Origin of the sequence: Streptomyces sp. NPDC021012, assembly GCF_044333355.1 — a bacterium.
Lineage (GTDB): Bacteria > Actinomycetota > Actinomycetes > Streptomycetales > Streptomycetaceae > Streptomyces.
Genome location: NZ_JBIRQU010000009.1, coordinates 179,940 through 205,073, shown reverse-complemented (window position 1 = coordinate 205,073; position 25,134 = coordinate 179,940). Strand labels below are relative to the sequence as shown.

The window sequence follows — 25,134 nt, the reverse complement described above, 5'->3', positions numbered from 1 at the left end:
GGAGATGCAATTCTCATGACAGACGCTCTCAAGCGCCTCTCCGACGAAGGCGTCGCGATCTGGCTGGACGACCTCTCGCGCAAGCGGATCACGTCCGGCAACCTGGCCGAGCTCATCGACCAGAGCCACGTGGTCGGTGTGACCACGAACCCGTCGATCTTCCAGAAGGCCATCACGTCGGGTGACGGCTACGAGCAGCAGCTCGTGGACCTCGCCGCCCGCAAGGTGACCGTCGACGAGGCCATCCGCATGATCACGACGGCGGACGTCCGTGACGCCGCCGACATCCTGCGGCCGGTCTTCGACGCGACCGACGGCCAGGACGGCCGGGTCTCCATCGAGGTCGACCCCCGTCTCGCCCACGAGACGGCCGCCACCATCGCCGAGGCCAAGCAGCTGGCCTGGCTGGTGGACCGCCCCAACACCCTGATCAAGATCCCGGCCACCAAGGCGGGTCTGCCGGCGATCACCGAGGTCATCGGCCTCGGCATCAGCGTCAACGTGACGCTGATCTTCTCGCTGGAGCGCTACCGCGCGGTCATGGACGCCTACCTGGCGGGTCTGGAGAAGGCCCGCGAGCGCGGCCTCGACCTCTCCAAGATCCACTCGGTGGCCTCCTTCTTCGTGTCCCGCGTGGACACGGAGATCGACAAGCGCCTCGACGGCATCGGCACCGACGAGGCCAAGGCGCTCAAGGGCAAGGCCGCCCTGGCCAACGCCCGTCTGGCCTACGAGGCGTACGAGGAGGTCTTCTCCTCGGACCGCTGGGCCGCCCTCGACAAGGCGCAGGCCAACAAGCAGCGTCCGCTGTGGGCCTCGACCGGCGTCAAGGACCCGGCGTACAAGGACACGCTGTACGTCGTCGACCTGGTCGCCCCCGGCACGGTGAACACCATGCCGGAGGCCACCCTGGAGGCCACCGCCGACCACGGCGAGGTCACCGGCGACACCATCCGCGGCACCTACGAGCAGTCGCGGGCCGAGCTGGCCGCCGTCGAGAAGCTGGGCATCAGCTACGACGACGTCGTCCAGCTCCTGGAGGACGAGGGCGTCGAGAAGTTCGAGGCGTCCTGGAACGACCTGCTCAAGTCCACCGAGGCGGAGCTCGCGCGCCGCGGATCTTCGGAGGCGTAAGCACTTTGAGCGCAGTCCACGGAGTCAACCCGCTCCGTGACGCCGCAGACCGACGGCTCCCGCGCATCGCGGGGCCGTCGGGTCTGGTGATCTTCGGCGTCACGGGCGATTTGTCCCGTAAGAAGCTGATGCCCGCCGTCTACGACCTGGCCAACCGCGGCCTGCTGCCGCCGGGCTTCTCGCTCGTCGGCTTCGCCCGGCGGGAGTGGGCGAACGAGGACTTCGCACAGGAGGTCCACGACGCGGTCGAGCAGCACGCCCGCACCCCGTTCCGCGAGGAGGTGTGGCAGCAGCTCATCCAGGGGATGCGCTTCGTCCAGGGCGACTTCGACGACGACAACGCCTTCGAGCAGCTGAAGAACACCATCGAGGAGCTCGACAAGGCCCAGGGCACCGGAGGCAACTTCGCCTTCTACCTGTCCGTGCCGCCGAAGTTCTTCCCCCTGGTCGTGCAGCAGCTCAAGAAGCACGGTCTGGCGGACCAGAAGAACGGCTCGTGGCGCCGTGCCGTCATCGAGAAGCCCTTCGGCCACGACCTGGTCTCCGCCAAGGAGCTCAACGAGGTCGTCCACGAGGTCTTCCCGCCCGAGGCGGTCTTCCGGATCGACCACTACCTCGGCAAGGAGACCGTCCAGAACATCCTGGCGCTCCGCTTCGCCAACACCCTCTTCGAGCCGATCTGGAACCGGTCGTACGTCGACCACGTGCAGATCACCATGGCCGAGGACATCGGCATCGGCGGCCGCGCCGGCTACTACGACGGCATCGGCGCCGCCCGCGACGTCATCCAGAACCACCTGCTCCAGCTGCTCGCGCTGACCGCGATGGAGGAGCCCGCCTCCTTCGACGCCGACGCGCTGGCCGCCGAGAAGACCAAGGTCCTCGGCGCGGTCAAGCTGCCCAAGGACCTGGGCAAGTCCACGGTCCGCGGCCAGTACGCGGCCGGGTGGCAGGGCGGCGCGAAGGCCGTCGGCTACCTCCAGGAAGACGGCATCGACCCGCAGTCGAAGACCGACACCTACGCGGCCATCAAGGTGGAGATCGACAACCGCCGCTGGGCGGGCGTCCCGTTCTACCTGCGGACCGGCAAGCGCCTGGGCCGCCGCGTCACCGAGATCGCGGTCGTCTTCCAGCGCGCCCCGCACTCCCCCTTCGACCACACCGCGACCGAGGAGCTCGGCCGCAACGCCATCGTGATCCGCGTCCAGCCGGACGAGGGCGTGACGGTGCGGTTCGGCTCCAAGGTGCCCGGCACCCAGATGGAGATCCGGGACGTGTCGATGGACTTCGCCTACGGGGAGTCCTTCACCGAGTCCAGCCCCGAGGCGTACGAGCGGCTCATCCTCGACGTCCTGCTCGGCGACTCCAACCTCTTCCCGCGTGTCGAGGAGGTCGAGCTGTCCTGGAAGATCCTCGACCCGATCGAGCAGTTCTGGGACACGCACGGCAAGCCCGCCCAGTACGAGTCCGGGACCTGGGGCCCGGTCGAGGCGGACGAGATGCTCGCACGAGACGGCAGGAGCTGGCGCCGGCCATGAAGACCGACCTGACGGACACCACGTCCTCCAAGATCAACAAGGCGCTGGTGCTCGGGCGGCGGGCGATCGGCACGCCGGCCGTCGGCATGGTGCTCACCCTCGTGATCGTCACCGACGAGGAGAACGCCTACGACGCGCTCAAGGCGGCCAACGAGGCGTCCCGCGAGCACCCCTCGCGGACCCTCGTCGTCATCAAGCGGGTCTCGCGCTCCCCGCGGGACCGCGCCACGGCGCGGCTCGACGCCGAGGTCCGCCTCGGCGCCGACGCCAGCACCGGCGAGACGGTGGTGCTCCGGCTGTACGGCGAGGTCGTCGACCACGCCCAGTCGGTGGTGCTGCCGCTGCTCCTCCCGGACGCCCCCGTCGTCGTCTGGTGGCCGGTGAACGCGCCGTCCGACCCGGCGAACGACCCGCTGGGCGCCCTCGCCCAGCGCCGGGTGACCGACACGTACTCCGCCGAGCAGCCCATCCAGGAGCTGACCGCGCGCGCGGACGCGTACACCCCGGGCGACACGGACCTCTCGTGGACCCGGATCACCCCGTGGCGTTCGATGCTCGCCGCCGCGCTCGACCAGGTCGTGTGCGAGGTCACCTCGGCCGAGGTGGAGGGCGAGGAGTTCAACCCGAGCGTCGAGCTGCTGGCCATGTGGCTGGCCGACCGGCTGAAGGTGCCCGTGCGGCGCTCGAAGTCGGCGGGCCCCGGTCTCACCTCCGTACGGATGCAGACCAACGCCGGCCCGATCGTGCTCGACCGGCCGGACGGCTCGCTCGCCACGCTGTCGATACAGGGCCAGCCGGACCGTGCCGTGGCGCTCAAGCGCCGCGAGACGTCCGAGCTGATCGCGGAGGAGCTGCGCCGCCTCGACCCGGACGACACCTACGCGACGGCGCTCAAGTTCGGTCTGGAGCGGCTGGACGAGGAGGCGGCGACGACCGCGCCCGAAACCGTCGTCGACACGGTCGTGGAGACGGTGGTGGAGGAGGTGGCGGAGGCCGTCGAGGAGAAGGCCCCCGCCCCCAGGCCCGCCGCGAAGAAGACCCCGGCCAAGAAGGCGGCGGCCAAGTGAGCACCCCTCAGCTGGTCGTCCACCGCGACAAGGAGCTGATGGCCGAGGCCGCCGCGGCCCGGCTGATCACCAGGATCGTGGACGCCCAGGCCGCCCGCGGCTCCGCCTCGGTCGTGCTGACCGGCGGCCGCAACGGCAACGGCCTGCTCGCGGCGCTCGGTTCGGCGCCCGCGCGGGACGCGGTCGACTGGTCGCGGCTCGACCTGTGGTGGGGCGACGAGCGGTTCCTGCCCGAGGGAGACCCCGAGCGGAACGTCACCCAGGCCCGGGAGGCGCTGCTCGACCGGGTGCCGCTCGACCCGGCCCGGGTGCACGCCATGCCGGCCTCGGACGGTCCGTACGGCGGCGACGTCGACGCGGCGGCCGAGGCCTACGCGGCCGAGCTCGCGGCGGCCGCCGGTCCCGGCGACCACGGCGGGGTGCCGACCTTCGACGTGCTGATGCTGGGCGTCGGCCCGGACACCCATGTCGCCTCGCTCTTCCCGGAACTGCCGGCGGTCCGCGAGACCGAGCGGACGGTGGTCGGGGTGCGCGGCGCGCCGAAGCCGCCGCCGGTCCGCGTCTCGCTGACGCTCCCGGCGATCCGGGCGGCGAAGGAGGTCTGGCTGCTCGCGGCCGGCGAGGACAAGGCGAAGGCCGCGGCGATCGCGCTGTCGGGCGCGGGCGAGGTGCAGGCCCCGGCGGCCGGTGCCCACGGCCGCTCGCGGACGCTGTGGCTGCTCGACACGGCCGCCGCGTCGGAGCTGCCGCGGAGCCTGTATCCGCCGGCTTCCGCCTGATCCGGCTGTACGGAGGCCCGGTTCACCTCTCGGTGGGCCGGGCCTTCGGCGTTTCCGGGTCGGGCGTTTCCAGGAAGGGCGCGAGGAGTCCCGGTACGGCCTCGGCGGCGAAGGCCAGGCCCTGGCTCTCGCCCGCGTCGAGGATCTCGTACGCGCCCTCGCCCGCCGCCGTCGTGGCGGTGAGGGTCAGGATCCCGGCGCGCCGCTGGAAGTACGACTGCTTGACGGTCCAGCCGATGACGCCGGAGCGCTGGAGGGCGACCGTGACCCGCCGGACCGCACCCGAACGGGTCACCAGATAGCCGCCGCTGACGCCGTGTCCGAGGGAGCGGTGGGCGTCGCGGGCGAAGAGCAGGGCGATCGGGGTGAGGACGAGGGCGCAGCCGGCCGCCGCGTACAGCAGGACCGGCGTCAGGAACAGGCCGAGGACGGCGAGGAGCGCGGCGGGTCCGAGGGCGCTCCACAGGGCCCAGTGCAGCCGTCGGGTACGGGCGGCCCGGGGGTGGGCGGCGAGGGGCGCCGCGGTGGGCGGTTCGGGCTCGCGCAGCACGAGGGCGGCGACCCGCTCGGCGCGCTCCCGGGGGACGGCCGGCAGCAGGTTCTTCAGGTCGCCGTGCTTGTCGTCGTCGTCCTGGGCGAGGCCGGTGGCGACGGCGTCGACGCGGGCGGCCCCGAACAGCCGCACCCCGAGCGGCTCGACGAGCTCGATCCCGCGCAGCCGGCGCTCCTCCAGGGTGACCGAGCGGGCGGTGAACAGGCCGCGGCGGACGCGGAGGGTGCCGCCGGGCTCGCGCTCCAGGCGGTAGTTCCACCACATCTCGACCCAGAGGCCGAGGGCGCCGACGGCTCCGGTGACGGTGGCGAGCAGGACCAGGTCGACGATCGTCCAGACGAGGGAGGTGTCCCGGAAGCGGTCCTCTGTCCAGTCGATGACCTTCCCCTGGACGCCGAACCAGTCGCTGACCTGCAGGACGGCACCGATCACCGCGCCGCCGAGGGCGGGGGCGAGGAAGGAGACGGGGGCGTAGCGGATCCAGCGCGGGTCGAGGGTGGCCAGGGCGCCGTCCTGGCCGGGCTCCCCGGGGGCGGCGGTGCCGACGAGGAGCTCCTGCCGGAGCCGCTCGCCCTCGGCACGGGTGACCAGGTCGAGTTCGAGGGTGGACTCGCCGCCGGTGTGCTCGCCGGTGCCGATGCGGACCTTGACGAGGCCGAGGACGCGCTGGAGGGGGTTGGCGGTGAGGTCGACGCTGCGGATCCGCTCCCGGGCCAGGGAGCGGCGCTTGAGCAGCAGCAGCCCGGTGTGCAGGTCGACCTTGGCGGGGCCGATCCGGTAGCGGGTGCGGCGCAGCCGGATCCAGTCGGCGGCGGTGCCGGTGAGGACGAGCAGGGCGGCGCCGGCGAGGACCCAGGCGACGGCCTGCCACAGGGGCCGGCCTCCCGAGAGGGCGGCCACGGCCGGGAGGGCCGCGCCGCCGGCCACCCCGCAGAGGACGGCGGCCCCGGCGAGCAGGGTCCGCGGGTCGAGCCGCCGCCACTGCTCCTCGCTCATGTGGCGTCCCCGGGGGCGGCCCGGGTGAGCGCGGTGAGCCGTTCGGCGAGCTCGGCGGCGAGCTCGTGGTCGAGGCCCTCGATGCGGATCGCGCCCTTGGAGGAGGCGGTGGTGACGGTGACGGTGGCGAGCCGGAGGGCCTGCTCAAGGGGGCCGCGTACGGTGTCGACCGTCTGGATCCGGGACATCGGGGCGATCCGCCACTCCTGCCAGAGGGCCCCGGTGCGCACGTAGACGGCCTCGTCGGTGACCTCCCAGCGGTGCACCCGGAACCACCAGGCGGGGAAGAACGCGGTGCAGGCCAGGCCCAGGGCCGCCACGGTTCCGGCCGCGAGCAGCAGCCATGACCGGGCGGGCCCGATCAGCGTGGCGAGCACGGCCAGGACCGCCACCGGGACGGCCGTGGTCACGAGCAGCCGCCCCCTCCACCAGGTGACGGCCCGCTCGTCGACGGCGTTCCTGGGCGGCCGCAGCCGCACCGCGTCCTCCCCCGTCACGCGGTTACCGTCCGCGCAGCGAGCGGTAGGCCGAGACGAGTCCGGCGGTGGAGCTGTCGAGCCGCTCGCCGCCCTCGCCCTCCGTCAGGACCGGTTCGATCTTCTTGGCGAGGACCTTGCCGAGCTCGACGCCCCACTGGTCGAAGGAGTCGATGTTCCAGACGGCGCCCTGGACGAAGACCTTGTGCTCGTAGAGCGCGATCAGCTGGCCGAGTACGGAGGGGGTGAGCGCGTCGGCGAGGATCGTGGTGGTCGGGTGGTTGCCCTGGAAGGTCTTGTGCGGGACGAGCTCCTCGGCGACGCCCTCGGCCCGTACCTCCTCGGGCGTCTTGCCGAAGGCGAGCGCCTGGGTCTGGGCGAAGAAGTTGGCCATGAGCAGGTCGTGCTGGGCGACGAGCCCGGGCAGCAGGTCGTCGACGGGACGGGCGAAGCCGATGAAGTCGGCCGGGATGACCTTGGTGCCCTGGTGGATCAGCTGGTAGTAGGCGTGCTGCCCGTTGGTGCCGGGGGTGCCCCAGACGACGGGGCCGGTCTGCCAGTCGACCCGGTTGCCCTCGCGGTCCACCGACTTGCCGTTGGACTCCATGTCGAGCTGCTGGAGGTAGGCGGTGAACTTGGACAGGTAGTGGGAGTACGGCAGGACGGCGTGCGACTGGGCGTCGAAGAAGGCGCCGTACCAGACGCCGAGGAGGCCGAGGAGCAGCGGCGCGTTCTCCTCGGGCGGGGCGGTGCGGAAGTGCTCGTCGACGAGGTGGAAGCCGTCGAGCATCTCGCGGAAGCGCTCCGGGCCGATGGCGATCATCAGGGAGAGGCCGATGGCGGAGTCGTAGGAGTAGCGGCCGCCGACCCAGTCCCAGAACTCGAACATGTTCGTGGTGTCGATGCCGAACTCCTCGACCTTCTCGGCGTTGGTCGAGAGGGCCACGAAGTGCTTGGCGACGGCCTCCTGGCCGGCGCGCAGCCCGGTGAGGAGCCAGTTGCGGGCGGAGGTGGCGTTGGTGATCGTCTCGATGGTGGTGAAGGTCTTCGAGGCGACGATGAAGAGCGTCTCGGCGGGGTCGAGGTCGCGGACGGCCTCGTGGAGGTCGGCGCCGTCGACGTTGGAGACGAAACGGAACGTCAGGTCCCGCTGGGTGAAGGAGCGCAGGACCTCGTAGGCCATGGCGGGACCGAGGTCGGAGCCGCCGATGCCGATGTTCACGATGTTCTTGATCGGCTTGCCGGTGTGGCCGGTCCACTCGCCGGCGCGGACCTTGTCGGCGAAGGCGCCCATCCTGTCGAGGACGGCGTGGACGCCGGGGACCACGTTCTCCCCGTCGACCTCGATCACGGCTCCGCGGGGGGCGCGCAGCGCGGTGTGGAGGACGGCGCGGTCCTCGGTGGTGTTGATCTTCTCGCCGCGGAACATGGCGTCGCGGAGCTCGGCGACGCCGGTGGCGGCAGCGAGTTCGCGCAGCAGGGTCAGCGTCTCGTCGGTGACGAGGTGCTTGGAGTAGTCCAGATAGAGGTCGCCGACGCGCAGGGTGTTGCGGGTGCCCCGCTCCGGGTCGGCGGCGAACAGTTCGCGCAGATGGGTCTCGCCCAGCTGCTCACGGTGCTTGCCGAGGGCCGCCCACTCGGGCAGCCGGTTGAGCCTGATTCGGCCTTCGCTGGTCATCTCGGACATCGCCCATTCCTTCTCGGTACTGCTTGTCTGCCCCGCTGCACCCCCCAACCTAATTGATCAGGGGAGCGGGTGACGGGAAGGAGGCCGTGAACGCCGAACGGGCCCTGCCCGCGAACCGAGTTCGCGGGCAGGGCCCGTTCGTCACACCGTCACACCAGGTCTCAGATCTCGCCGCGCAGCTTGGCGAGCGCCTCGGCGAGGATCGCCTCGCCGTCCGCGTCGCTGCGGCGCTCACGCACATAGGCGAGGTGGGTCTTGTACGGCTCCGTGCGCGGCGGGTCCGGCGGGTTGTCCCGGTCCTGGCCCGCCGGGAAGCCGCAGCGCGGGCAGTCCCAGGTGTCCGGGACCGCCGCGTCGCTGGCGAAGCTCGGCTGCGTCTCGTGCCCGTTCGAGCACCAGAAGGAGATGCGGAGGCGCGGTGCCGACTCGCCCCGCTCGGCCTCCCCCATCGGCCCCGCTCCGACCCGGCTTCCCCGGATCGCGTTGCCACTTGCCACGGTCGTAACTCCCTGCGTGATGGTGCTCGAAGATGCCCCAGTCTACGTAAGGCCCAACGCGCGTCCAGTGGTTGGAGTTACCCGTCCAGCTTCATCAGCAGACCGAGTACCACAATGCACGCGAACCAGCACAGACCGACCACGACCGTGATCCGGTCCAGGTTCCGCTCGGCGACCGAGGAGCCGCCGACGGAGGACTGCATGCCGCCTCCGAACATGTCGGAGAGGCCGCCGCCCTTCCCCTTGTGCATCAGCACGAGCAGCATCAGCAGCGCGCTGAAGACGATCAGGGCGATCGAGAACCCCATAACCACGGCTGGACCAACTTCCTCGGACTTATACGGACGGGGGCCGGGCACCTGCCCGACCCCCGCAAGGGTACGACGTAACTCCGCTACCGCATACTCACTGGTCGCGGAAGCGCACGATCTTGACGAACTCGTCGGCGTCCAGCGCCGCGCCGCCCACCAGGGCGCCATCGACGTCCGGCTGGGCCATGATCGCGGCGACGTTCCCGGCCTTGACGGAGCCGCCGTACTGGATGCGGACCTTGTCGGCCAGCTCCTGCGAGTACAGCTCGGCGAGGCGGCCGCGGATCGCCCCGCAGACCTCCTGGGCGTCCTCGGGCGTGGCGACCTCGCCGGTGCCGATGGCCCACACCGGCTCGTACGCGATCACGATGGTCTCGGCCTGCTCGGCCGGGACGTCCTTCAGGCCGCCGTCGATCTGCGCGAGGGTGTACTCGACCTGGTTGCCCGCCTTGCGGACGTCCAGGCCCTCGCCGACGCAGAGGATCGGGGTCACGCCGTGCTTGAAGGCGGCCTTCACCTTGGCGTTGCAGACCTCGTCGTTCTCGGCGTGGTACTGGCGGCGCTCGGAGTGGCCGACGGCGACGTAGGCGCACTTCAGCTTGGACAGCATCAGGCCCGAGATCTCGCCGGTGTAGGCACCGGAGTCGTGCTCCGAGATGTCCTGGGCGCCGTACTTGATCTTCAGCTTGTCGCCGTCGACCAGGGTCTGGACGGACCGCAGGTCGGTGAAGGGGACGAGGACGGCGACCTCACAGGCGTCGTAGTCCTTGTCGGTCAGGGCGAAGGCGAGCTTCTGGACGTGGGCGATGGCCTCGAGGTGGTTGAGGTTCATCTTCCAGTTGCCCGCCATCAGCGGGGTGCGGGTGGTCATGAGTGGGTCAGTCCTCCAGTGCGGCGAGGCCGGGGAGCGTCTTGCCCTCGAGGTATTCGAGGGAGGCGCCGCCACCGGTAGAAATGTGGCCGAACGCGTTCTCGTCGAAGCCCAGGGTGCGGACGGCCGCGGCGGAGTCGCCACCGCCGACGACCGTGAAGGCCGGGGAGTCGACGAGCGCCTGGGCGACGGCCCTGGTGCCCTCGGCGTAGTCGGGGTGCTCGAAGACGCCCATCGGCCCGTTCCAGAAGACGGTGGCGGCGTCGGCGAGCTTCGAGGCGTAGAGCTCGGAGGTCGCGGGGCCGATGTCCAGGCCCATCTGGCCGGCCGGCATGGCGTCCGCGGCGACCGTCTCCGGGTGGGTCGGGGCCTTGGTCTTCATGTCGGGGAACCCGGGCGCGACCACGACGTCGACGGGGAGCACGAACTCCACGCCGGACGCCTCGGCCCGCTTCAGGTACTCCTGGACCACCGGGATCTGGTCCTCCTGGAGCAGCGAGCTGCCGACCTCGTGGCCCTGGGCCTTGAGGAAGGTGAAGACCATGCCGCCGCCGACGAGGATGCGGTCGGCCTTCTCCAGGAGGTGGTCGATCACGCCGAGCTTGTCGGAGACCTTGGAACCGCCGAGCACGACGGCGTACGGCCGCTGGACGTCCTCGGTGAGCTTCTTGAGGACGCCGACCTCGGTGGCGATGAGGTGGCCGGCGTAGTGCGGCAGCCGGGCCGGGAGGTCGAAGACCGAGGCGTGCTTGCGGTGCACGGCGCCGAAGCCGTCGCCGACGTAGAGGTCGGCGAGGGCGGCGAGCTGGTCGGCGAAGGCGCCGCGCTCGGCGTCGTCCTTCGAGGTCTCGCCGGCGTTGAAGCGGAGGTTCTCGATGACGGCCACCTGGCCGTCGCCGAGGCCGGCGACCGTGGCGGTGGCGGACTCGCCGACCGTGTCGGTCGCGAAGGCCACCTCGGCGCCGAGCAGCTCGCCGAGGCGGGCGGCGGCCGGCGCGAGCGAGAAGGCCGGGTCCGGGGCGCCCTTGGGGCGGCCCAGGTGCGAGGCGACCACGACGCGGGCGCCGGCGTCGGCGAGCGCCTTGACCGTGGGGACGACGGCGCGGATGCGGCCGTCGTCGGTGATGGTGGTGCCGTCGAGCGGCACGTTGAGGTCGGCGCGGACGAACACGCGCTTTCCTTCGACGCCCTCTTCGAGAAGCTCGTCGATCGTCTTCATCTGTTAACAGACTCCTTGGTACGCGGTGGAGCACACAAACAGGGCTCGCACAGCGCGGCATTGCGCTGCCCGAGCCCTGCTCACATCGAAAGCCTGCCCTGAACCCTAGAGCTTAGAGCTGGCCGCCGACGAAGACGGTGAGGTCGACGAGACGGTTGGAGTAACCCCACTCGTTGTCGTACCAACCGAGGATCTTGACCGTGCTGCCTTCCTGGACCATTGTCAGGGAAGCGTCGAAGGTGCAGGACGCCGGGTCGCTGACGATGTCCGAGGAGACGATCGGGTCCTCGGTGTAGAACAGGATCCCCTTGAGGTCGCCGTCGTCGGCGGCCTTCTTGAACGCGGCGTTGACCTCGTCCTTGGTGACCTCGCGGTCGAGGGTGACGACCAGGTCGGTGGCGGAGCCGGTCGGGACCGGGACGCGCATGGCGATGCCGTCGAGCTTGCCCTTGAGCTGCGGGAGGACCAGGGCGGTGGCCTTGGCGGCGCCCGTCGTGGTCGGGATGATGTTCTCCGCGGCGGCGCGGGCGCGGCGCAGGTCCTTGTGCGGGAAGTCCAGGATGCGCTGGTCGTTGGTGTAGGCGTGGACCGTGGTCATCAGGCCCTTGACGATGCCGAAGTTCTCGTCGAGGACCTTGGCCATCGGCGCGACGCAGTTGGTGGTGCAGGACGCGTTCGAGATGACGTCGTGCTTCGCCGGGTCGTACTTGTCCTGGTTGACGCCCATGACGATGGTGATGTCCTCGTCGGTGGCCGGAGCCGAGATGAGGACCTTCTTGGCGCCGCCGGCGAGGTGCTTCGCGGCGTCGGCCTTCTTGGTGAAGATGCCCGTCGACTCGATGACGATGTCGACGCCCAGGTCGCCCCAGGGGATGTCCGCCGGGTCGCGCTCGGACAGCACCTTGATGGTGTGGCCGTCGACGGTGATGGTGTCGGCAGTGTGGGTCACCTCGGCCTTGAGGCGGCCCAGGATGGTGTCGTACTTGAGCAGGTGGGCGGTGGTCGCGGTGTCACCCAGGTCGTTGACAGCCACGATCTCGATGTCGGCACCCTGCTCAAGGAGCGCTCGGAAGTAGTTCCGGCCGATGCGGCCAAAGCCGTTGATGCCTACGCGGATCGTCACGAACCGATCTCCTCGTCAGCTAACGCCGGAGTGCTCGACGCCGGCGAGATTTTTGATTGTTTGGGATGTCCCCGACCGCTTACGACCCTACCCTCCCGGCCGCCGGTGAGTGACATCGTGCACAGCCGTACGCGCCCGGAAAGTGGCGGAAAACGGTCGACGGCCCGTACTTGTCAACGGGTACGGGCCGTCTTGGGACCTTTGTCCCGACTACTCTCCGTCAGCGCCGGAGCGCTCCGAGGGCCCGGCCGATGAGCCGCGCCCGCTCCGCCGTGCCGGGCACGTGCTCCAGGCCGAAGCCGAGGAGGACGGTGTCACGGGTGGTGACCGCCGCCTGGGAGTGGAAGAGCGCCGCGGAGCGCGTCCAGTCGGAGGCGTTGCCGGGGCTGCCGGCGGGGGCGCCCGGCACGGTCCAGGCGCCGAGGGAGGTCTCGAAGCCCTCCGCCTCGGTGGTGGTCCCGGTGACGAGCCGGGTGTCGTCGACGAAGGCGCCCATCTCGCCCGTACCGGGGTCGGAGACGTACGAGATCGCGAGCTCGACCTTCTTGCCGGCCCAGGCGCTCAGGTCGACGGAGGCCTGCCGCCAGCCGTTGGAGGGGCCGGTGAAGGCGTTCCAGGAGCCGGTGGTGCCGGTGGGCGCGCAGCCGTCCCCGCCGACGGTGAGGTAGTGGGCGAGGAAGGGGTGGGCGCGGACGTAGTAGCCCTCGCCGCAGTCGGCCGGGGGCTCCGTGGAGGTGCCGCCGTTGAGGTCGGGCAGGGTGGTCCAGTCGTCCTGGCCGACGGTGTGGGCCTCGACGACGAGGTTGTCGTAGCCGGGCTCGGTGTCGTAGCTGACCTGGAAGTCCAGGCGCGGCTTCGTCCCGGCGACGACCCCGGTGAGGTCGACGGTCCTGGCGAGCCGGGACCAGTCGTCGTCGGCGTGCTTGACGGCCGCGAAGGTCGAGCCCTCGGCGGGCTCGAAGGGGGTGCGGATGCCCGGGTAGTCACCGGCGGAGGCGCTGCTCGCGAACTGCGGGAACTCCTCCGGCTTCAGGGTGTCCGAGGTGACGGTGTACGCGCCCGCGTTGTCCAGCAGGTTGTCGGCGGCGGCGCCGAGCGTCGCGCCGACTCCGGCGAAGGCGCCCGTGCCGGCGAAGCCGGGCGGGTTCTTGAGGCCCGCGCGGTGGTAGGCCCCCAGGTAGTACTGGGCGAAGTCGTTGGACTCGGCCCGGCCGATCTGGGTGAGCCCGCCGGACTTCTCACCGGCGTCGATCAGCTTGCCGCCCTCGTTGAGGTAGGCGCGGACGGCGAGCTGGGCGGCCCCGGTGGGGCGTTCGGCGCCGGTGTACCAGACGACGGTACGGAAGTGGGAGAGCACGCCGAGGGCGTCGGGGGCGCCCTGGGTGGCGACGTCCCAGACGGCGGCCGCGCGCTTGTTGTCGGCGAGCGCCTTCACGTATTCCGCGGTGTGCTTCGCGGCGGTGGTGCCGCCCTCGTCGGCGAGGACGAGCACGTCGCCGCGGGGGCGCTCGGCCACCTTGTACGTGAAGGGGGCGGAGGCGGTGGCCCGGCCCTCGCGGGTGCGGGCGGTGAACCAGACCTCGACGGAGTCGCCGGGGCGGGCGCCCTCGACCCCGGCGCGGTACTCGTCGAAGTAGAGGTTGTCCCCGCCGCCGTAGGTCTCGCCGCCCTTCCAGGCCTTCAGCTTCTCGCTGTGGGTGCGGCCGCCGTTGATCCGGTACTTCAGGGTCTTGGCGCGCAGCGACTTGCGGGCGGTGACGGCGACCTCCTGCTCCTGGCCGCGGGCGTAGGAGGTGGTGAAGGCCTTCGGGGTGAGGTCGGGGGCGTCGATGCCGACCGGGGAGACGGGCCGGTCCGGGTGGGCGGCGGTCTCGGCGACGGCGAGCGCGAAGGGGATGTTCTTGGCGAACTCGGCCTGGATCAGCTTCTCGTCGTCCGGGAAGGTGAAGACGGAGGCGCAGTCGGCCGGGTTCCAGGCGTCGTTCGGGTCGACGCGGGAGGCGGTGGCGCAGGTCGACATCTCCGGGGTGAACATCTGCATCCCGTTGACGTTGGCGGCGTGTCCGTCCGCCTCGCCGTTGGTGATGTACAGCTCCGAGGAGACCTGCGGGCGGTAGCCGGGCACGGCGGAGTTCTGCGGGGTGCCGGCGAGGGCCTTGAGGGCCACGTCGTCGGGGGTGTCGGTGGCGACCTGCCAGCCCACGCCGTACAGCAGGAGCTGGGCGGCCGAGTGGTAGTTGACGCCGTACGCGAAGCCGATGCGCTTCTCGAAGGCGTCGAGGGCCTTGGTCTCGGGCTCCGACATGGGGCCCTTGCCGCGGAAGGTCTCGTCGGTCGGATCGGGGGACGAGCCCTCGTTGTCGTAGCCCCACTTGTAGGCGAAGTTGCGGTTGAGGTCGACGCCGTCGCCGGGGCCGATCTTCCCGTCGCCGTCGTTGTCGCGGAGGTTCTTGCGCCACTGCCGGTTGGCGGGGTCGGCATGCGTGTAGTCGTAGCCGTCCGGGTTGGCGGAGAGCACGAACCACAGCTCGGTGGAGTCGACGATGCGGGTGATCCGCTCGTCCTTGCCGTAGTTGTCGAGGTAGTGGTGCATCAGCCGCCGGGTCATCTCCGGGGTGATCCACTCGCGCGCGTGCTGGTTGGACATGTACAGCGTGGCGGGCTTCGAGCCGTCCTTGGCGCGCCGGGCGCCCTTGGTCAGCTTGAGGGCGAGGATGTCCTGCCCCTTGAGGGTCCTGCCGATGGAGACGACCTTGGTGAGGCCGGGGTTGGCCCGCGCGGTGTCCAGGATCTCCTGCTTGAGGCCGTTCGGGCCTCCGTACGGGCGGAAGACGCCGTCGCCCGCCGCGGCGACCCGCTTCTCGGCCTGGGGGCTGAGGCGGTGCTCGGCGATCTCGACGCCCTGGCCGCGCAGCTGCCCGGCCTGCCGGCCGGTGAGGAAGAGCTCGACCGTCGCGGAGCCCTTCGCCGGGACCTGCTCGGTGAGTTCATGGGCGTCGGCACCGGCGTCGAGGAGCAGCGGAACCTGCGCCTTGGTGACCACGGCGCGCCAGACGGAGAGGGCGTCGCCGCCGTCCCTGTCGTTCGGCTGCGCTCCGGCGACGGGTGCCGCCGCCACTCCGGCGATCAGCAGTGAAGCAGCCGCGAGGATCGATCTCGCTCTGCGTCTCATGAGCCCCCCTTGCTGTTGTCAGTCACGAAGGTGAACAGACGCCAGGCTCTTGGGCGCCCCTGGGACTGTCAAGGGTGCCTCGCGGGGTGTACGAAAAAGCTGCCGGTGCCTCAGAAAGGCACCGGCAGCGCGGAGTTCACCGTTCCGTACGGGTCTCCCGTACGGGGTCGCCCGTACGGCTCCGGGTGGTACGGCCCGGCCCGTGCGGCTCAGCCCATACGGCTCAGCTCGTACAGCCCGGCTCGTACAGCCCGGCTCGTACAGCCCGGCTCGTACGGTCCGGGGCGTACGGCTCAGCCGACCAGGCTGTCGTCCAGCTCCTCCGTCAGGTTGGACTCGGTCCCGGGGATGCCCAGGTCCTGCGCCCGCTTGTCGGCCATCGCGAGGAGCCGGCGGATCCGGCCGGCCACCGCGTCCTTGGTCAGCGGCGGGTCGGCGAGCGCGCCCAGCTCCTCCAGGGAGGCCTGCTTGTGCTCCATGCGGAGCCGGCCGGCGGCCGCGAGGTGCTCGGGCACCTCCTCGCCGAGGATCTCCAGGGCGCGCTGCACCCGGGCCCCGGCGGCGACCGCGGCGCGGGCCGAGCGGCGCAGGTTGGCGTCGTCGAAGTTGGCCAGGCGGTTGGCGGTGGCGCGGACCTCGCGGCGCATCCGCCGCTCCTCCCAGGCGAGCACCGACTCGTGCGCGCCGAGCCGGGTGAGCAGGGCGCCGATCGCGTCGCCGTCGCGGACGACGACCCGGTCCACCCCCCGCACCTCGCGGGCCTTCGCCGCGATGGAGAGCCGGCGGGCCGCGCCGACCAGGGCGAGGGCCGCCTCCGGACCCGGGCAGGTCACCTCCAGGGAGGAGGAGCGGCCGGGCTCGGTCAGCGAGCCGTGCGCGAGGAAGGCTCCGCGCCAGGCGGCCTCGGCGTCACAGGTCGCGCCGGAGACCACCTGCGGGGGAAGACCCCGGATGGGGCGGCCGCGGCCGTCCACGAGGCCCGTCTGCCGGGCCAGCTGGTCGCCGCCCGCCACCACCCGCACCACGAAGCGCGAGCCGCGCCGCAGCCCGCCGGGGGCCATCACGATCAGCTCCGAGCTGTGCCCGAAGATCTCCAGGATGTCCCGCTTGAGGCGGCGGGCCGCCATCGCGGTGTCCAGCTCCGCCTCGATCACGATGCGGCCGCTCACCAGGTGCAGCCCGCCCGCGAACCGCAGGATCGACGAGACCTCTGCCTTCCTGCAGCAGGTCCGGGTGACGGGAAGCCGGGAGATCTCGTCCTTCACCGCTGCCGTCATCGCCATGGGCCGATCCTTCCATGCATCCGAAAAATACGGTCGTACGCGGCGGCCAACAGCTCCGGGTCATGCTTCGCGGAGCCGTCGGGCCTGGCCACCGGCGCCAGCTCGACCGCGGCGCCGAGCCGCTTGGCGGCGTCGGCGAGAGGCTCCCGGGCTGACACGTCGGGCACGGCGGCCTCGTCGGCCAGCACCACGTCCAGGGCGAGTTTAGGGGCGTGTCGTCCCAAAACCTCCAAATGACGCTGCGGGGAGAAGCCCTCGGTTTCTCCCGGCTGCGGCGCGAGGTTCAGCGAGAGCACCTTCCGGGCCTTCGTCTCGGCCAGGGCGTCGAGGAGTTCGGGGACCAGGAGGTGCGGGATCACCGAGGAGAACCAGGAGCCCGGCCCCAGTACCACCCAGTCCGCGTCCAGGACCGCGGCGACCGCCTCGGGCACGGCCGGCGGGTCGTGCGGCACGAGGTGCACGGACTGCACCTCGCCGGGGGTGAGCGCCACGGTCGCCTGGCCGCGGACGGTGTCCACGTCGTCCGGCCGCTCCGGGTCGTGGCCCCTGACCAGGGCCTGGAGCTCCAGGGGCACGGCGGACATGGGCAGCACCCGGCCCTGGGCGCCGAGCAGCCGGCCGACCAGGTCGAGGGCCTGGACGGGGTCGCCGAGCTGTTCCCAGAGGGCGACGATCAGCAGGTTGCCGACGGCGTGGCCGCCCATCTCGCCCTTGGACTGGAAGCGGTGCTGGATGACCCGGGCCCAGGTCTGGCCCCAGTCGTCGTCGCCGCAGAGCGCGGCGAGCGCCTTGCGCAGGTCGCCCGGGGGGAGCACGCCGAGCTCCTCCCGGAGCCGGCCGCTGGAGCCCCCGTCGTCGGCGACGGTGACGACGGCGGTGAGGTCGCCGGTGATCCGGCGGAGCGCGGCGAGGGAGGCCGACAGGCCCATGCCGCCACCCAGCGCGACCACCTTGGGCTGGGTGCCGCGCCTGCGGAGCGTACGCCGCACCGCGAGGGTGGAGGTACGCCGACGGTACGGCTTCACTCGCGCCCCATGTCCCGGTGCACGACGACGGTCTCGACCCCTTCGGAGGCGAGGCGGGCGGCGAGGCGCTCGGCGGTGGCGACGGAGCGGTGCTTGCCGCCCGTGCAGCCCACGGCGATGGTCACGTACCGCTTGCCCTCGCGGCGGTAGCCCGCGGCGATCAGCTGGAGCAGCTCGGTGTAGCGGTCGAGGAACTCCTTGGCGCCGGGCTGGTTGTAGACGTAGTTCGACACCTCCTCGTTGAGGCCGGTGAAGGGGCGCAGCTCGGGGACCCAGTGCGGGTTCGGCAGGAAGCGCATGTCGACGACGAGGTCGGCGTCGACCGGCAGGCCGTACTTGAAGCCGAAGGACATCACGGTGGCCCGGAGCTCGGGCTCCTCGTCGCCGGCGAACTGGGCGTCCATCTTGGCGCGCAGCTCGTGGACGTTGAGGCTGGAGGTGTCGATCACCAGGTCGGCGTCGCCGCGCAGCTCGCGCAGCAGGTCGCGCTCGGCGGCGATGCCGTCGGTGATGCGGCCGTCGCCCTGGAGCGGGTGCGGCCTGCGGACCGACTCGAAGCGCCGGACGAGGGCCTCGTCGGAGGACTCCAGGAAGACGATCCGGCGGGTGACCTGCTTGGCGTCCAGGTCGGCGAGGGACTCCCTGAGGTTGTCGAAGAACTGCCGGCCGCGGACGTCCACGACGACGGCGATCCGGGCGACATTGCCCTGGGAGCGGGCGCCGAGCTCCACCATGGTGGGGATCAGCGCGGGCGGCAGGTTGTCCACGACGAACCAGCCGAGGTCCTCCAGACACTTCGCCGCGGTGGACCGGCCGGCTCCGGACATGCCGGAGATGATCACCAGCTCGGGGATGGCCGCCTCGGCGCCGTTGTCGCCGGCGGTCTCCTTCGTGCCCGTACTCACGTGTCCTGCTCCGTCTTCTCGGTCGTGCTCGTGGTGCGTGTGGCGCTCGGTCATGCGGTGGTGCCCCCGTCGTCTTCCATGATCTCTCCTGTGGCCGTGTTCACGGCGGGTGCGGCGGGGGCCGCCTGGGCCAGGGCCACGGCGACCGCCTCCGCGGTCTTCCGGCCGAAGCCGGGGACCTCACAGATCTGCTCGATTGTCGCCTGCTTCAGCCGCTTCACCGAGCCGAAATGCTTGATCAAGGCCTGCTTGCGCGCCTCCCCGAGGCCGGGGACCGCGTCGAGCGGGCTGGTCCGGAGGCGTTTGGTCCGCTTGGACCGCTGGTAGCGGATCGCGAAGTCGTGAGCCGTGTCACGCACCCGCTGGAGCAGATAGAGGCCCTCGCTGGAGCGGGGCAGCACCACCGGGTCGTCCTCGCCGGGCAGCCAGACCTCCTCCAGGCGCTTGGCGAGGCCGCAGACCGCGACGTCGTCGATGCCGAGCTCGTCGAGGGCCCGGCGGGCCGCGGCCACCTGCGGCTGCCCGCCGTCGACGACGACGAGCTGCGGCGGGTACGCGAAGCGCTTGGGGCGGCCGTCCTCGTCCGGGGCCTCCTCCTCGGGGACCTCTCCGCCGGCCCACTCCCCCGTGCGGTCCTTCTCGGCGAGGTAGCGCCTGAAGCGGCGGCTGATCACCTCGTGCATGGACCGGACGTCGTCCTGCCCCTCGAAGCCCTTGATCTGGAAGCGGCGGTACTCGCCCTTGCGGGGCAGCCCGTCCTCGAAGACGACCATCGAGGCGACGACGTCCTCGCCCTGGAGGTGCGAGATGTCGAAGCACTCGATCCGCAGCGGCGCCGAGTCCAGGTCCAGGGCCTCGGCGATCTCCTCCAGGGCCCGGGAGCGGGTGGTGAGGTCGCTGGCGCGCTTGGTCTTGTGCAGCACGAGCGCCTGCTGCGCGTTGCGCGCGACCGTCTCCATCAGGTCCCTCTTGTCGCCGCGCTGCGGGATCCGCAGCGAGACGTTGGACCCGCGGCGCCCGGACAGCCAGGCGGTGACGGCCTCGGGGTCCTCGGGCAGCGCGGGGACGAGGACCTCCTTGGGGACCGTCTCGCCGCTCTCCTCGCCGTACAGCTGCTGGAGCGCGTGCTCCACGAGCCCCGCCGTGTCGACGGCCTCGACCTTGTCCGTGACCCAGCCGCGCTGGCCCCGGACGCGTCCGCCGCGCACGTGGAAGATCTGGACGGCGGCCTCCAGCTCGTCCTCGGCGAGGGCGATCAGGTCGGCGTCGGTGGCGTCGGCGAGGACGACCGCGCTCTTCTCCATGGCCTTGCGCAGGGCCTCGATGTCGTCGCGGAGGCGGGCGGCCCTCTCGTACTCCATGTCCTCGGCCGCGACCATCATCTGCTTCTCGAGGCGGCGGATGTACGTGCCGGTGCGGCCGGCCATGAAGTCGCTGAAGTCCTCGGCCAGTTCGCGGTGCTCCTCGGGCGTGACCCGGCCGACGCAGGGCGCCGAGCACTTGCCGATGTAGCCGAGGAGGCAGGGCCGTCCGGCCGAGGCCGCGTTCCGGAAGACGCCCGCGGAGCACGTCCGCACGGGGAACACCCGCAGCATCAGGTCGACGGTCTCGCGGATCGCCCACGCATGCGCGTACGGCCCGAAGTACCGCACGCCCTTCTTCTTCTGCCCCCGCATGACCTGGACGCGCGGAAACTCCTCGTTCATGGTGACGGCGAGGTACGGATAACTCTTGTCGTCCCGGTACTTCACGTTGAACCGGGGATCGAACTCCTTGATCCAGGAGTACTCCAGCTGCAGCGCCTCGACCTCGGTCGACACGACGGTCCACTCCACGGACGCGGCCGTCGTCACCATGGTGGCCGTGCGCGGGTGCAGGCTCGCGAGCGGCTGGAAGTAGTTCGCCAGCCGCTGGCGCAGGGACTTCGCCTTCCCCACGTAGATCACCCGGCGGTGCTCGTCGCGGAACTTGTAGACCCCCGGGGAGTCGGGGATCTGACCCGGCTTGGGGCGGTAGCTGGAGGGGTCTGCCATGCTCCCCACCCTACTGGCGGGCACCGACACTCAGGGCGGGCACGCTCGTTGGCCTTACATGGCTCAGGAGACTTCAGGACGGCTGGCGGACCGGGTGTGCGTGATCACGGGCGCCGCGAGCGGAATCGGGCGTGCGACGGCGGAGCGCTTCCTCCGCGAAGGGGCGCACGTGATCGCCACCGACGTCGACGCGGAGCGGCTCGCGACCCTCGACGGCGTGATCCCCGTGGTCGGCGACGTCTCCCGCGAGGAGGACGCCCGGCGGATGATCGACACGGCGGTGGAGCGCTTCGGATGGCTGGACGTCCTGGTGGCGAACGCGGGCGTCATCCCGCTGCTCTCCGTCACCGAGGCCGAGCCCTCGGACTTCGACCGGGTGATGGCCGTCGACGGCCGCGGCATGTTCCTGACCTGCAAGTACGCCATCGAGGCCATGCTCGTCTCGGGCGGCGGGGCCATCGTGTGCACCTCCTCGATCTCCGGCGTGGCCGGGCAGGCGAGGCAGGCGGTCTACGGCCCGGCGAAGTTCGTGGCCTCGGGGCTGACGAAGCACCTGGCCGTGGAGTGGGCGGAGCACGGGATCCGCGTCAACGCGGTCGCCCCCGGCACCATCGAGACCGAACGCGTCGCCGCCGCCCGCGTCGAGCCCGGCGGCCCCGAGTACCTCACCGAGGTCGTCCGCGCCCACCCCATGGGCCGCTTCGGCACCCCTGACGAGGTCGCCGCCGCGATCCTCTTCCTCGCCTCCGACGACGCCTCCTTCATCACCGGCGCCATCCTCCCCGTCGACGGCGGCTACCTGGCCCACTGACCCCCACCGCCCCCGTTGCGGGCGCGCGCCCGCCGCCGTTGTGGGCAATCGTCCCGCTGGGGCGGCGCCCGCCCTCAACGGCCCCCGTTGTGGGCAATCGTTCCGCCGGGGCGGAACGGGTGGGCACAACGGACCCGCGCCCTGCCGGCGCCAGAGGCTTCCGAGCCCGGACCCGCACCCCGTGCACGGCGCACAACGTGGTGCGGGTCCAGGCCCGGAACGCGGAGGCGCCGCTAAAGGGCGCCGTCCCGTGTGCCCACCCGTCCCGCCCAGCGGGACGATTGCCCACACGGGGCGGGGGCGAAGCCCCAGGCGGGTGCGGCCCCACACGGGGGGCGTGGGCGAAGCCCCAGGCGGAGCGCACCACCCCGCGCGGGCGCGGCCCCACACGGGCGGGGGGCGAAGCCCCAGGCGGGTGCGGCCCCACACGGGGGGCGTGGGCGAAGCCCCAGGCGGAGCGCACCACCCCGCGCGAGCGCGGCCCCACACGGGCGGGGGGGGCGAAGCCCCAGGCGGGCGCGGGCCCGCCCGGGGGCGGGGGCGAAGCCCCGGGAGGGGGCGCCGCCCAGCCGGGTGCGGGCCCCGCGCGGGGCTGGAAAAGCTCGGCGCGGGCCCGGCGAGGCAGGGGCTCAGGGCTCGTGGTGGGTGCGGCGGCGGGCGAGGGTCGTGCCCGTCAGCCCCACGACCAGCAGCACCCCCGCCCCCGCGACGGCGGCCCCGGCAGTGACCCCCGGCCCCCCAGCCGCCCGGGCCTGCGGAGCGTCGTACCCACCCGCCTCGCCCCTCCGCGCGTAGGAAGAGCCCGGCAGCTTGTCGCCGTAGGCGTGGGCGACCCGCTTCTGGTAGGCCGCGAGGCTCGTGCCCCCGCGCCCCACGGCCCGCACCGCGTCCTCGTCCAGCGGCAGCACCTTCGTGCCCCGAAGGACGTACCACGCGTCGATCTGCGGCTCGCGGAAGACGAGGCCGCCGTGGCCCAGCTCCGCGTAGCGGATCTCGTCGTCACCGGTGGCGATGTTCACCACCTGCCAGCCGCCGGGCTGCTTCACCGTCCACAGCGAGGCCTTCTGCCCGTCCGGGGCCACGGCACGACTGGCGCGGAACTCGACGCGGGCGACGGGTGCCCCGGGCTTCCCGGCGACAAAGTCCGGGGAGAGGAACCGGACGGGGACGGAGGCGCCGTCGACGCGCGGCGCGGCCGCCGTGCGGGCGAGGGCCCCGTCACGGGCGAAGAACCGGGACAGGGTGTCCAGGGTCCCCGGCGCGGAGGCGGCCTGTTCGGGGGTGGGCGCGGGCGGGAGGCCCCCGGCGGCGGCCGCCGGGAACGCCCCGAGGGCGACGAGGCCGGTGAGGGCGGCGGCAAGGAGACCAGCGGCACGTGTCCTCATCGTCGTCACGCCCCGATCCGGTAGAGCGAGTGGGTCCAGGAGAAGGAGCCGTTGTCGACGTACCAGGCGTGCGAGGCCCAGTTGTAGCGGTCGCTGGAGGGCCAGGGGTCGCCCCAGTAGACCCAGCTGTTCGCGTCGTCGTAGCCGTAGACCACGTGCATGTGGCCGCCGCCGCTGGACCACTGGATGCGGGTCTCGACGGGCCGGTCGGCGTTGATCTCGGTCTGGACGGTCGAGTACCGCAGCCAGCCGGTCACGTACGAGCCGGGGTTGATGCCCGCCCAGCTGAGCCCGTTCTGGACGTTGCCCAGGTCGGCCTGCCAGTTGGGGCAGTCGTAGCCCTGCTGGCGGTTGAAGGCGGCGTTGCAGAACTGGTTCTGGCTGTAGTTCCGGCCGTACCAGGTGGCGATGGTGTTGCCGCCGGCCGCCCAGCACCAGTTGGTCTTCTGCTGGGCCTGCATGGTGATGTTCAGCCGCTTGGAGGCGAGGGCGGAAACACCGGGGACACCGGCTGCCCCGGAGTCGGCGGGCGCGGCGGAGGCCGTGGTCGCGGTCGTGGGGACGAGGAAGAGGGCGGCTGCGGCGAGTGCCGCGAGGTCGATCTGTCTTCTGCGCATCGCGTTCCTCCCGTATGCGGGGATGTGGGGAGTGGAGGAGCGCGTCCGGACGCTGGTCAGGAGCATCTGCCGTTGTCCGGTCCGGGTCAACACGCTTCAATGCGGGGTGACATCGGACTGTGAACGGCGCGGCCCGGGTGTGAACGGACGCCCATGGCCCACCTGCCCGCCCACCCCTCGCGGCGCGACGGTCCGTGCCCCTGTCGTGAACGTTCACGGAGGAGTCCTCGTGAGCCACACCGAGGCCGATCTGATGCAGCTGCTGCACACCGGCCCCTTCCATCTGGCGCTGCGCACCGCGTTCGCCGTGCGCGGGCTGCCGCTCCAGCGGGTCCAGCACCATCTCGCGCACCGGGGCGTGAAGGTCGGGGTGACGAGTCTGAGCTACTGGCAGCAGGGCGCCCGCCGTCCGCAGCGGCCGGAGTCGCTGAAGGCCGTCCGGGCCCTGGAGGAGGTGCTCCGGCTGCCCGGGAACTCGCTGCTGCGCCTCCTGGCGGAGGACGCGGCGGCCCGCTCCGAGGTGGAGCGCCCGGCGGCCCGCTCGTACCGCTCGCTGGTGGAGGCCTCGGGCTCGGTCGAGGAGCTGCTCGCGGACCTCGAGTCCCCGGTGGACGGCGGGCTGCACACGGTGGGGCACCACGAGCGGGTACGGATCGGGGCGGGGCGGGAGCTGCTGGGGCGCGAGTCGCAGCAGGTGGTGCGGGCGCACCGGGACGGCGTGGACCGCTATCTCGCCATCCACCACGGGGACCCCGGCTGCGACCCGTCCCGGGTGGTGGTGCGGGCGGTGGAGAACTGCCGGACCGGGCGGGTGCGGTGGCATGCCGCGACGGGCGTGCTGGTCGTGGAGCTGCTCTTCGACGCGCGGCTGCGGGCCGGGGACACGTACCTGTTCTCGTACGGCTTCGAGGACGGTACGGCGGGTCCGAGCGGGGAGTACGTGCGCGGGTTCAGCTTCGCGGGCGGGCAGTACGTGCTCCAGGTCCGCTTCGACGAGGCGGCGCTTCCGGTGCGGTGCCGGAGGTTCGCGCAGGCCTCGGCGGGGGCGCCGCGCGGCGGCCGTGCGGAGCTGACCCTGAGCGGCCGGCACCGCACGGTGCACCTCGTGGAGCAGGGGGTGCGCCCGGGGATCCTGGGGATCGACTGGGACTGGACCTGAGGCCTCAGGCCTTGGGGGCGGCCTCGGGGCCGGCCACCAGCCTGCCGTCCTCGACGCGGATGGGGACCTCGGGGAGCGGGACGGTGGCGGGGCCCTGGATCGCCTTGCCGGTCGTCACGTCGAAGCGGCTGCCGTGGCAGGGGCAGTTGCCCTCGTTGTCCTCGACCTTGTCGAGGACGCAGCCGGCGTGGGTGCACTGGGCGCTGAAGGCCTTGTACTGGCCCTTGGCGGGGCAGCTCACCACGAGCCGCTGCTCGCGGTAGAGCTTGGAACCGCCGACCGGCACCTCGTCCGGGGCGCCGAGCGGGACCGGGGCGGTCGGGGTCGGGGTCTGGGCGTGGCCGAGCTTGGAGTCGGTGGAGCAGGCGGCGACGCCCAGCCCGGCGGCTCCGGCGAGGGCCGCGCCTTTCAGTACGGTGCGGCGGCTGGACTGGCCGGACATGAGCGCTCCACGGTTGCGATCGGGGACAAGACCCCCCAGGACTGACCGAAC

At 71.9% G+C, this 25,134-nt stretch carries 22 protein-coding genes; 6 read left to right on the top strand and 16 right to left on the bottom strand.

All coding sequences use genetic code 11. The features are described from left to right. Window positions 1–15 precede the first annotated feature (15 nt). From tal to pgl, 4 genes are read left to right on the top strand one after another with little or no spacing between them, the layout of a single operon-like run. A complete protein-coding gene (tal, locus tag ACH4TP_RS28010; protein WP_389223604.1) occupies window positions 16–1,134 on the top strand; it encodes a transaldolase in 1,119 nt (372 codons plus the stop codon). A gap of 5 nt (window positions 1,135–1,139) precedes the next feature. Next, a complete protein-coding gene (gene zwf / locus ACH4TP_RS28005) occupies window positions 1,140–2,672 on the top strand; it encodes a glucose-6-phosphate dehydrogenase (protein ID WP_389223607.1) in 1,533 nt (510 codons plus the stop codon). Further along, window positions 2,669–3,739 (top strand): glucose-6-phosphate dehydrogenase assembly protein OpcA, encoded by a 1,071-nt coding sequence (gene opcA / locus ACH4TP_RS28000; protein WP_389223610.1) that lies wholly within the window; start codon window positions 2,669–2,671, stop codon window positions 3,737–3,739. The genes zwf and opcA overlap by 4 nt, the downstream gene beginning before the upstream one ends. Continuing rightward, window positions 3,736–4,518: a 6-phosphogluconolactonase gene (gene pgl / locus ACH4TP_RS27995; RefSeq protein WP_398177357.1), complete on the top strand. Its 783-nt coding sequence runs from the start codon at window positions 3,736–3,738 to the stop codon at window positions 4,516–4,518. Before opcA ends, pgl begins: the two co-directional genes overlap by 4 nt. A gap of 22 nt (window positions 4,519–4,540) precedes the next feature. On the opposite strand, the gene ACH4TP_RS27990 is transcribed toward pgl, so the two are convergent. The 13 genes from ACH4TP_RS27990 to uvrC all read right to left on the bottom strand — a co-directional run bounded on the left by ACH4TP_RS27990 (window position 4,541) and on the right by uvrC (window position 20,669). After that, window positions 4,541–6,067: a PH domain-containing protein gene (locus ACH4TP_RS27990; protein WP_398439440.1), complete on the bottom strand. Its 1,527-nt coding sequence runs from the start codon at window positions 6,065–6,067 to the stop codon at window positions 4,541–4,543. Continuing rightward, complete coding sequence (locus tag ACH4TP_RS27985) at window positions 6,064–6,564, bottom strand: PH domain-containing protein (protein ID WP_398177363.1); 501 nt, start codon at window positions 6,562–6,564, stop codon at window positions 6,064–6,066. The genes ACH4TP_RS27990 and ACH4TP_RS27985 overlap by 4 nt, the downstream gene beginning before the upstream one ends. Before the next feature lie 4 nt (window positions 6,565–6,568). Further along, window positions 6,569–8,230 carry a glucose-6-phosphate isomerase gene (gene pgi, locus ACH4TP_RS27980; RefSeq protein ID WP_398439439.1) on the bottom strand — a complete coding sequence of 554 codons (1,662 nt, stop codon included), beginning with the start codon at window positions 8,228–8,230 and terminating at the stop codon, window positions 6,569–6,571. Between the two features lie 161 nt (window positions 8,231–8,391). Then, complete coding sequence (locus ACH4TP_RS27975) at window positions 8,392–8,727, bottom strand: RNA polymerase-binding protein RbpA (RefSeq protein ID WP_078908267.1); 336 nt, start codon at window positions 8,725–8,727, stop codon at window positions 8,392–8,394. A 77-nt stretch (window positions 8,728–8,804) separates the two neighbouring features. Beyond that, on the bottom strand, window positions 8,805–9,035 hold the full coding sequence (gene secG / locus ACH4TP_RS27970; RefSeq protein ID WP_030692491.1) for a preprotein translocase subunit SecG: 231 nt from the start codon (window positions 9,033–9,035) through the stop codon (window positions 8,805–8,807). 97 nt (window positions 9,036–9,132) lie between these two features. Then, entirely contained in the window at window positions 9,133–9,909 is a 777-nt protein-coding gene (tpiA, locus tag ACH4TP_RS27965) for a triose-phosphate isomerase (protein WP_389223627.1), read from the bottom strand. Window positions 9,910–9,916: 7 nt separating this feature from the next. After that, on the bottom strand, window positions 9,917–11,128 hold the full coding sequence (locus ACH4TP_RS27960; protein ID WP_389223630.1) for a phosphoglycerate kinase: 1,212 nt from the start codon (window positions 11,126–11,128) through the stop codon (window positions 9,917–9,919). Between the two features lie 112 nt (window positions 11,129–11,240). Beyond that, window positions 11,241–12,251: a type I glyceraldehyde-3-phosphate dehydrogenase gene (gene gap, locus ACH4TP_RS27955; RefSeq protein WP_389223633.1), complete on the bottom strand. Its 1,011-nt coding sequence runs from the start codon at window positions 12,249–12,251 to the stop codon at window positions 11,241–11,243. A 220-nt stretch (window positions 12,252–12,471) separates the two neighbouring features. Continuing rightward, complete coding sequence (locus ACH4TP_RS27950; protein ID WP_398439438.1) at window positions 12,472–15,423, bottom strand: M14 family zinc carboxypeptidase; 2,952 nt, start codon at window positions 15,421–15,423, stop codon at window positions 12,472–12,474. A gap of 293 nt (window positions 15,424–15,716) precedes the next feature. Then, entirely contained in the window at window positions 15,717–16,706 is a 990-nt protein-coding gene (gene whiA / locus ACH4TP_RS27945) for a DNA-binding protein WhiA (RefSeq protein WP_030205188.1), read from the bottom strand. Continuing rightward, on the bottom strand, window positions 16,697–17,731 hold the full coding sequence (gene yvcK, locus ACH4TP_RS27940) for a uridine diphosphate-N-acetylglucosamine-binding protein YvcK (protein ID WP_389223639.1): 1,035 nt from the start codon (window positions 17,729–17,731) through the stop codon (window positions 16,697–16,699). Before yvcK ends, whiA begins: the two co-directional genes overlap by 10 nt. Next, window positions 17,728–18,690, bottom strand: coding sequence for an RNase adapter RapZ (rapZ, locus tag ACH4TP_RS27935; RefSeq protein ID WP_389223642.1), 963 nt, complete (start codon window positions 18,688–18,690; stop codon window positions 17,728–17,730). The genes yvcK and rapZ overlap by 4 nt, the downstream gene beginning before the upstream one ends. After that, on the bottom strand, window positions 18,687–20,669 hold the full coding sequence (gene uvrC / locus ACH4TP_RS27930) for an excinuclease ABC subunit UvrC (protein WP_389223645.1): 1,983 nt from the start codon (window positions 20,667–20,669) through the stop codon (window positions 18,687–18,689). Before uvrC ends, rapZ begins: the two co-directional genes overlap by 4 nt. On the opposite strand from uvrC, the gene ACH4TP_RS27925 reads away from it, so the two are divergent. Then, a complete protein-coding gene (locus ACH4TP_RS27925; protein WP_398439437.1) occupies window positions 20,668–21,480 on the top strand; it encodes an SDR family NAD(P)-dependent oxidoreductase in 813 nt (270 codons plus the stop codon). The genes uvrC and ACH4TP_RS27925 overlap by 2 nt on opposite strands. 629 nt (window positions 21,481–22,109) lie before the next feature. Here the strand turns inward: ACH4TP_RS27925 and ACH4TP_RS27920 are convergent. Further along, window positions 22,110–22,874 carry a hypothetical protein gene (locus ACH4TP_RS27920; protein WP_398439436.1) on the bottom strand — a complete coding sequence of 255 codons (765 nt, stop codon included), beginning with the start codon at window positions 22,872–22,874 and terminating at the stop codon, window positions 22,110–22,112. After that, window positions 22,871–23,482 carry a papain-like cysteine protease family protein gene (locus tag ACH4TP_RS27915; protein WP_398439435.1) on the bottom strand — a complete coding sequence of 204 codons (612 nt, stop codon included), beginning with the start codon at window positions 23,480–23,482 and terminating at the stop codon, window positions 22,871–22,873. Before ACH4TP_RS27915 ends, ACH4TP_RS27920 begins: the two co-directional genes overlap by 4 nt. 229 nt (window positions 23,483–23,711) lie before the next feature. Here ACH4TP_RS27915 and ACH4TP_RS27910 point away from each other — a divergent pair, with 229 nt between their 5' ends. Next, on the top strand, window positions 23,712–24,641 hold the full coding sequence (locus ACH4TP_RS27910) for a hypothetical protein (RefSeq protein WP_398439434.1): 930 nt from the start codon (window positions 23,712–23,714) through the stop codon (window positions 24,639–24,641). A gap of 4 nt (window positions 24,642–24,645) precedes the next feature. Here ACH4TP_RS27910 and ACH4TP_RS27905 read toward each other — a convergent pair whose 3' ends face one another. Next, window positions 24,646–25,083, bottom strand: coding sequence for a Rieske (2Fe-2S) protein (locus tag ACH4TP_RS27905; RefSeq protein ID WP_389223659.1), 438 nt, complete (start codon window positions 25,081–25,083; stop codon window positions 24,646–24,648). Window positions 25,084–25,134 lie beyond the last annotated feature (51 nt).

Bases quoted from the DNA above. Each gene is read 5' to 3' on its own strand.
- tal (WP_389223604.1), top strand. From the start codon at position 16: ATGACAGACGCTCTCAAGCGCCTCTCCGACGAAGGCGTCGCGATCTGG.
- opcA (WP_389223610.1), top strand. From the start codon at position 2,669: ATGAAGACCGACCTGACGGACACCACGTCCTCCAAGATCAACAAGGCG.
- ACH4TP_RS27990 (WP_398439440.1), bottom strand. From the start codon at position 6,067: ATGAGCGAGGAGCAGTGGCGGCGGCTCGACCCGCGGACCCTGCTCGCC.
- pgi (WP_398439439.1), bottom strand. From the start codon at position 8,230: ATGTCCGAGATGACCAGCGAAGGCCGAATCAGGCTCAACCGGCTGCCC.
- secG (WP_030692491.1), bottom strand. From the start codon at position 9,035: ATGGGGTTCTCGATCGCCCTGATCGTCTTCAGCGCGCTGCTGATGCTG.
- tpiA (WP_389223627.1), bottom strand. From the start codon at position 9,909: ATGACCACCCGCACCCCGCTGATGGCGGGCAACTGGAAGATGAACCTC.
- ACH4TP_RS27960 (WP_389223630.1), bottom strand. From the start codon at position 11,128: ATGAAGACGATCGACGAGCTTCTCGAAGAGGGCGTCGAAGGAAAGCGC.
- ACH4TP_RS27950 (WP_398439438.1), bottom strand. From the start codon at position 15,423: ATGAGACGCAGAGCGAGATCGATCCTCGCGGCTGCTTCACTGCTGATC.
- whiA (WP_030205188.1), bottom strand. From the start codon at position 16,706: ATGGCGATGACGGCAGCGGTGAAGGACGAGATCTCCCGGCTTCCCGTC.
- rapZ (WP_389223642.1), bottom strand. From the start codon at position 18,690: ATGACCGAGCGCCACACGCACCACGAGCACGACCGAGAAGACGGAGCA.
- ACH4TP_RS27925 (WP_398439437.1), top strand. From the start codon at position 20,668: ATGCTCCCCACCCTACTGGCGGGCACCGACACTCAGGGCGGGCACGCT.
- uvrC (WP_389223645.1), bottom strand. From the start codon at position 20,669: ATGGCAGACCCCTCCAGCTACCGCCCCAAGCCGGGTCAGATCCCCGAC.
- ACH4TP_RS27915 (WP_398439435.1), bottom strand. From the start codon at position 23,482: ATGCGCAGAAGACAGATCGACCTCGCGGCACTCGCCGCAGCCGCCCTC.
- ACH4TP_RS27905 (WP_389223659.1), bottom strand. From the start codon at position 25,083: ATGTCCGGCCAGTCCAGCCGCCGCACCGTACTGAAAGGCGCGGCCCTC.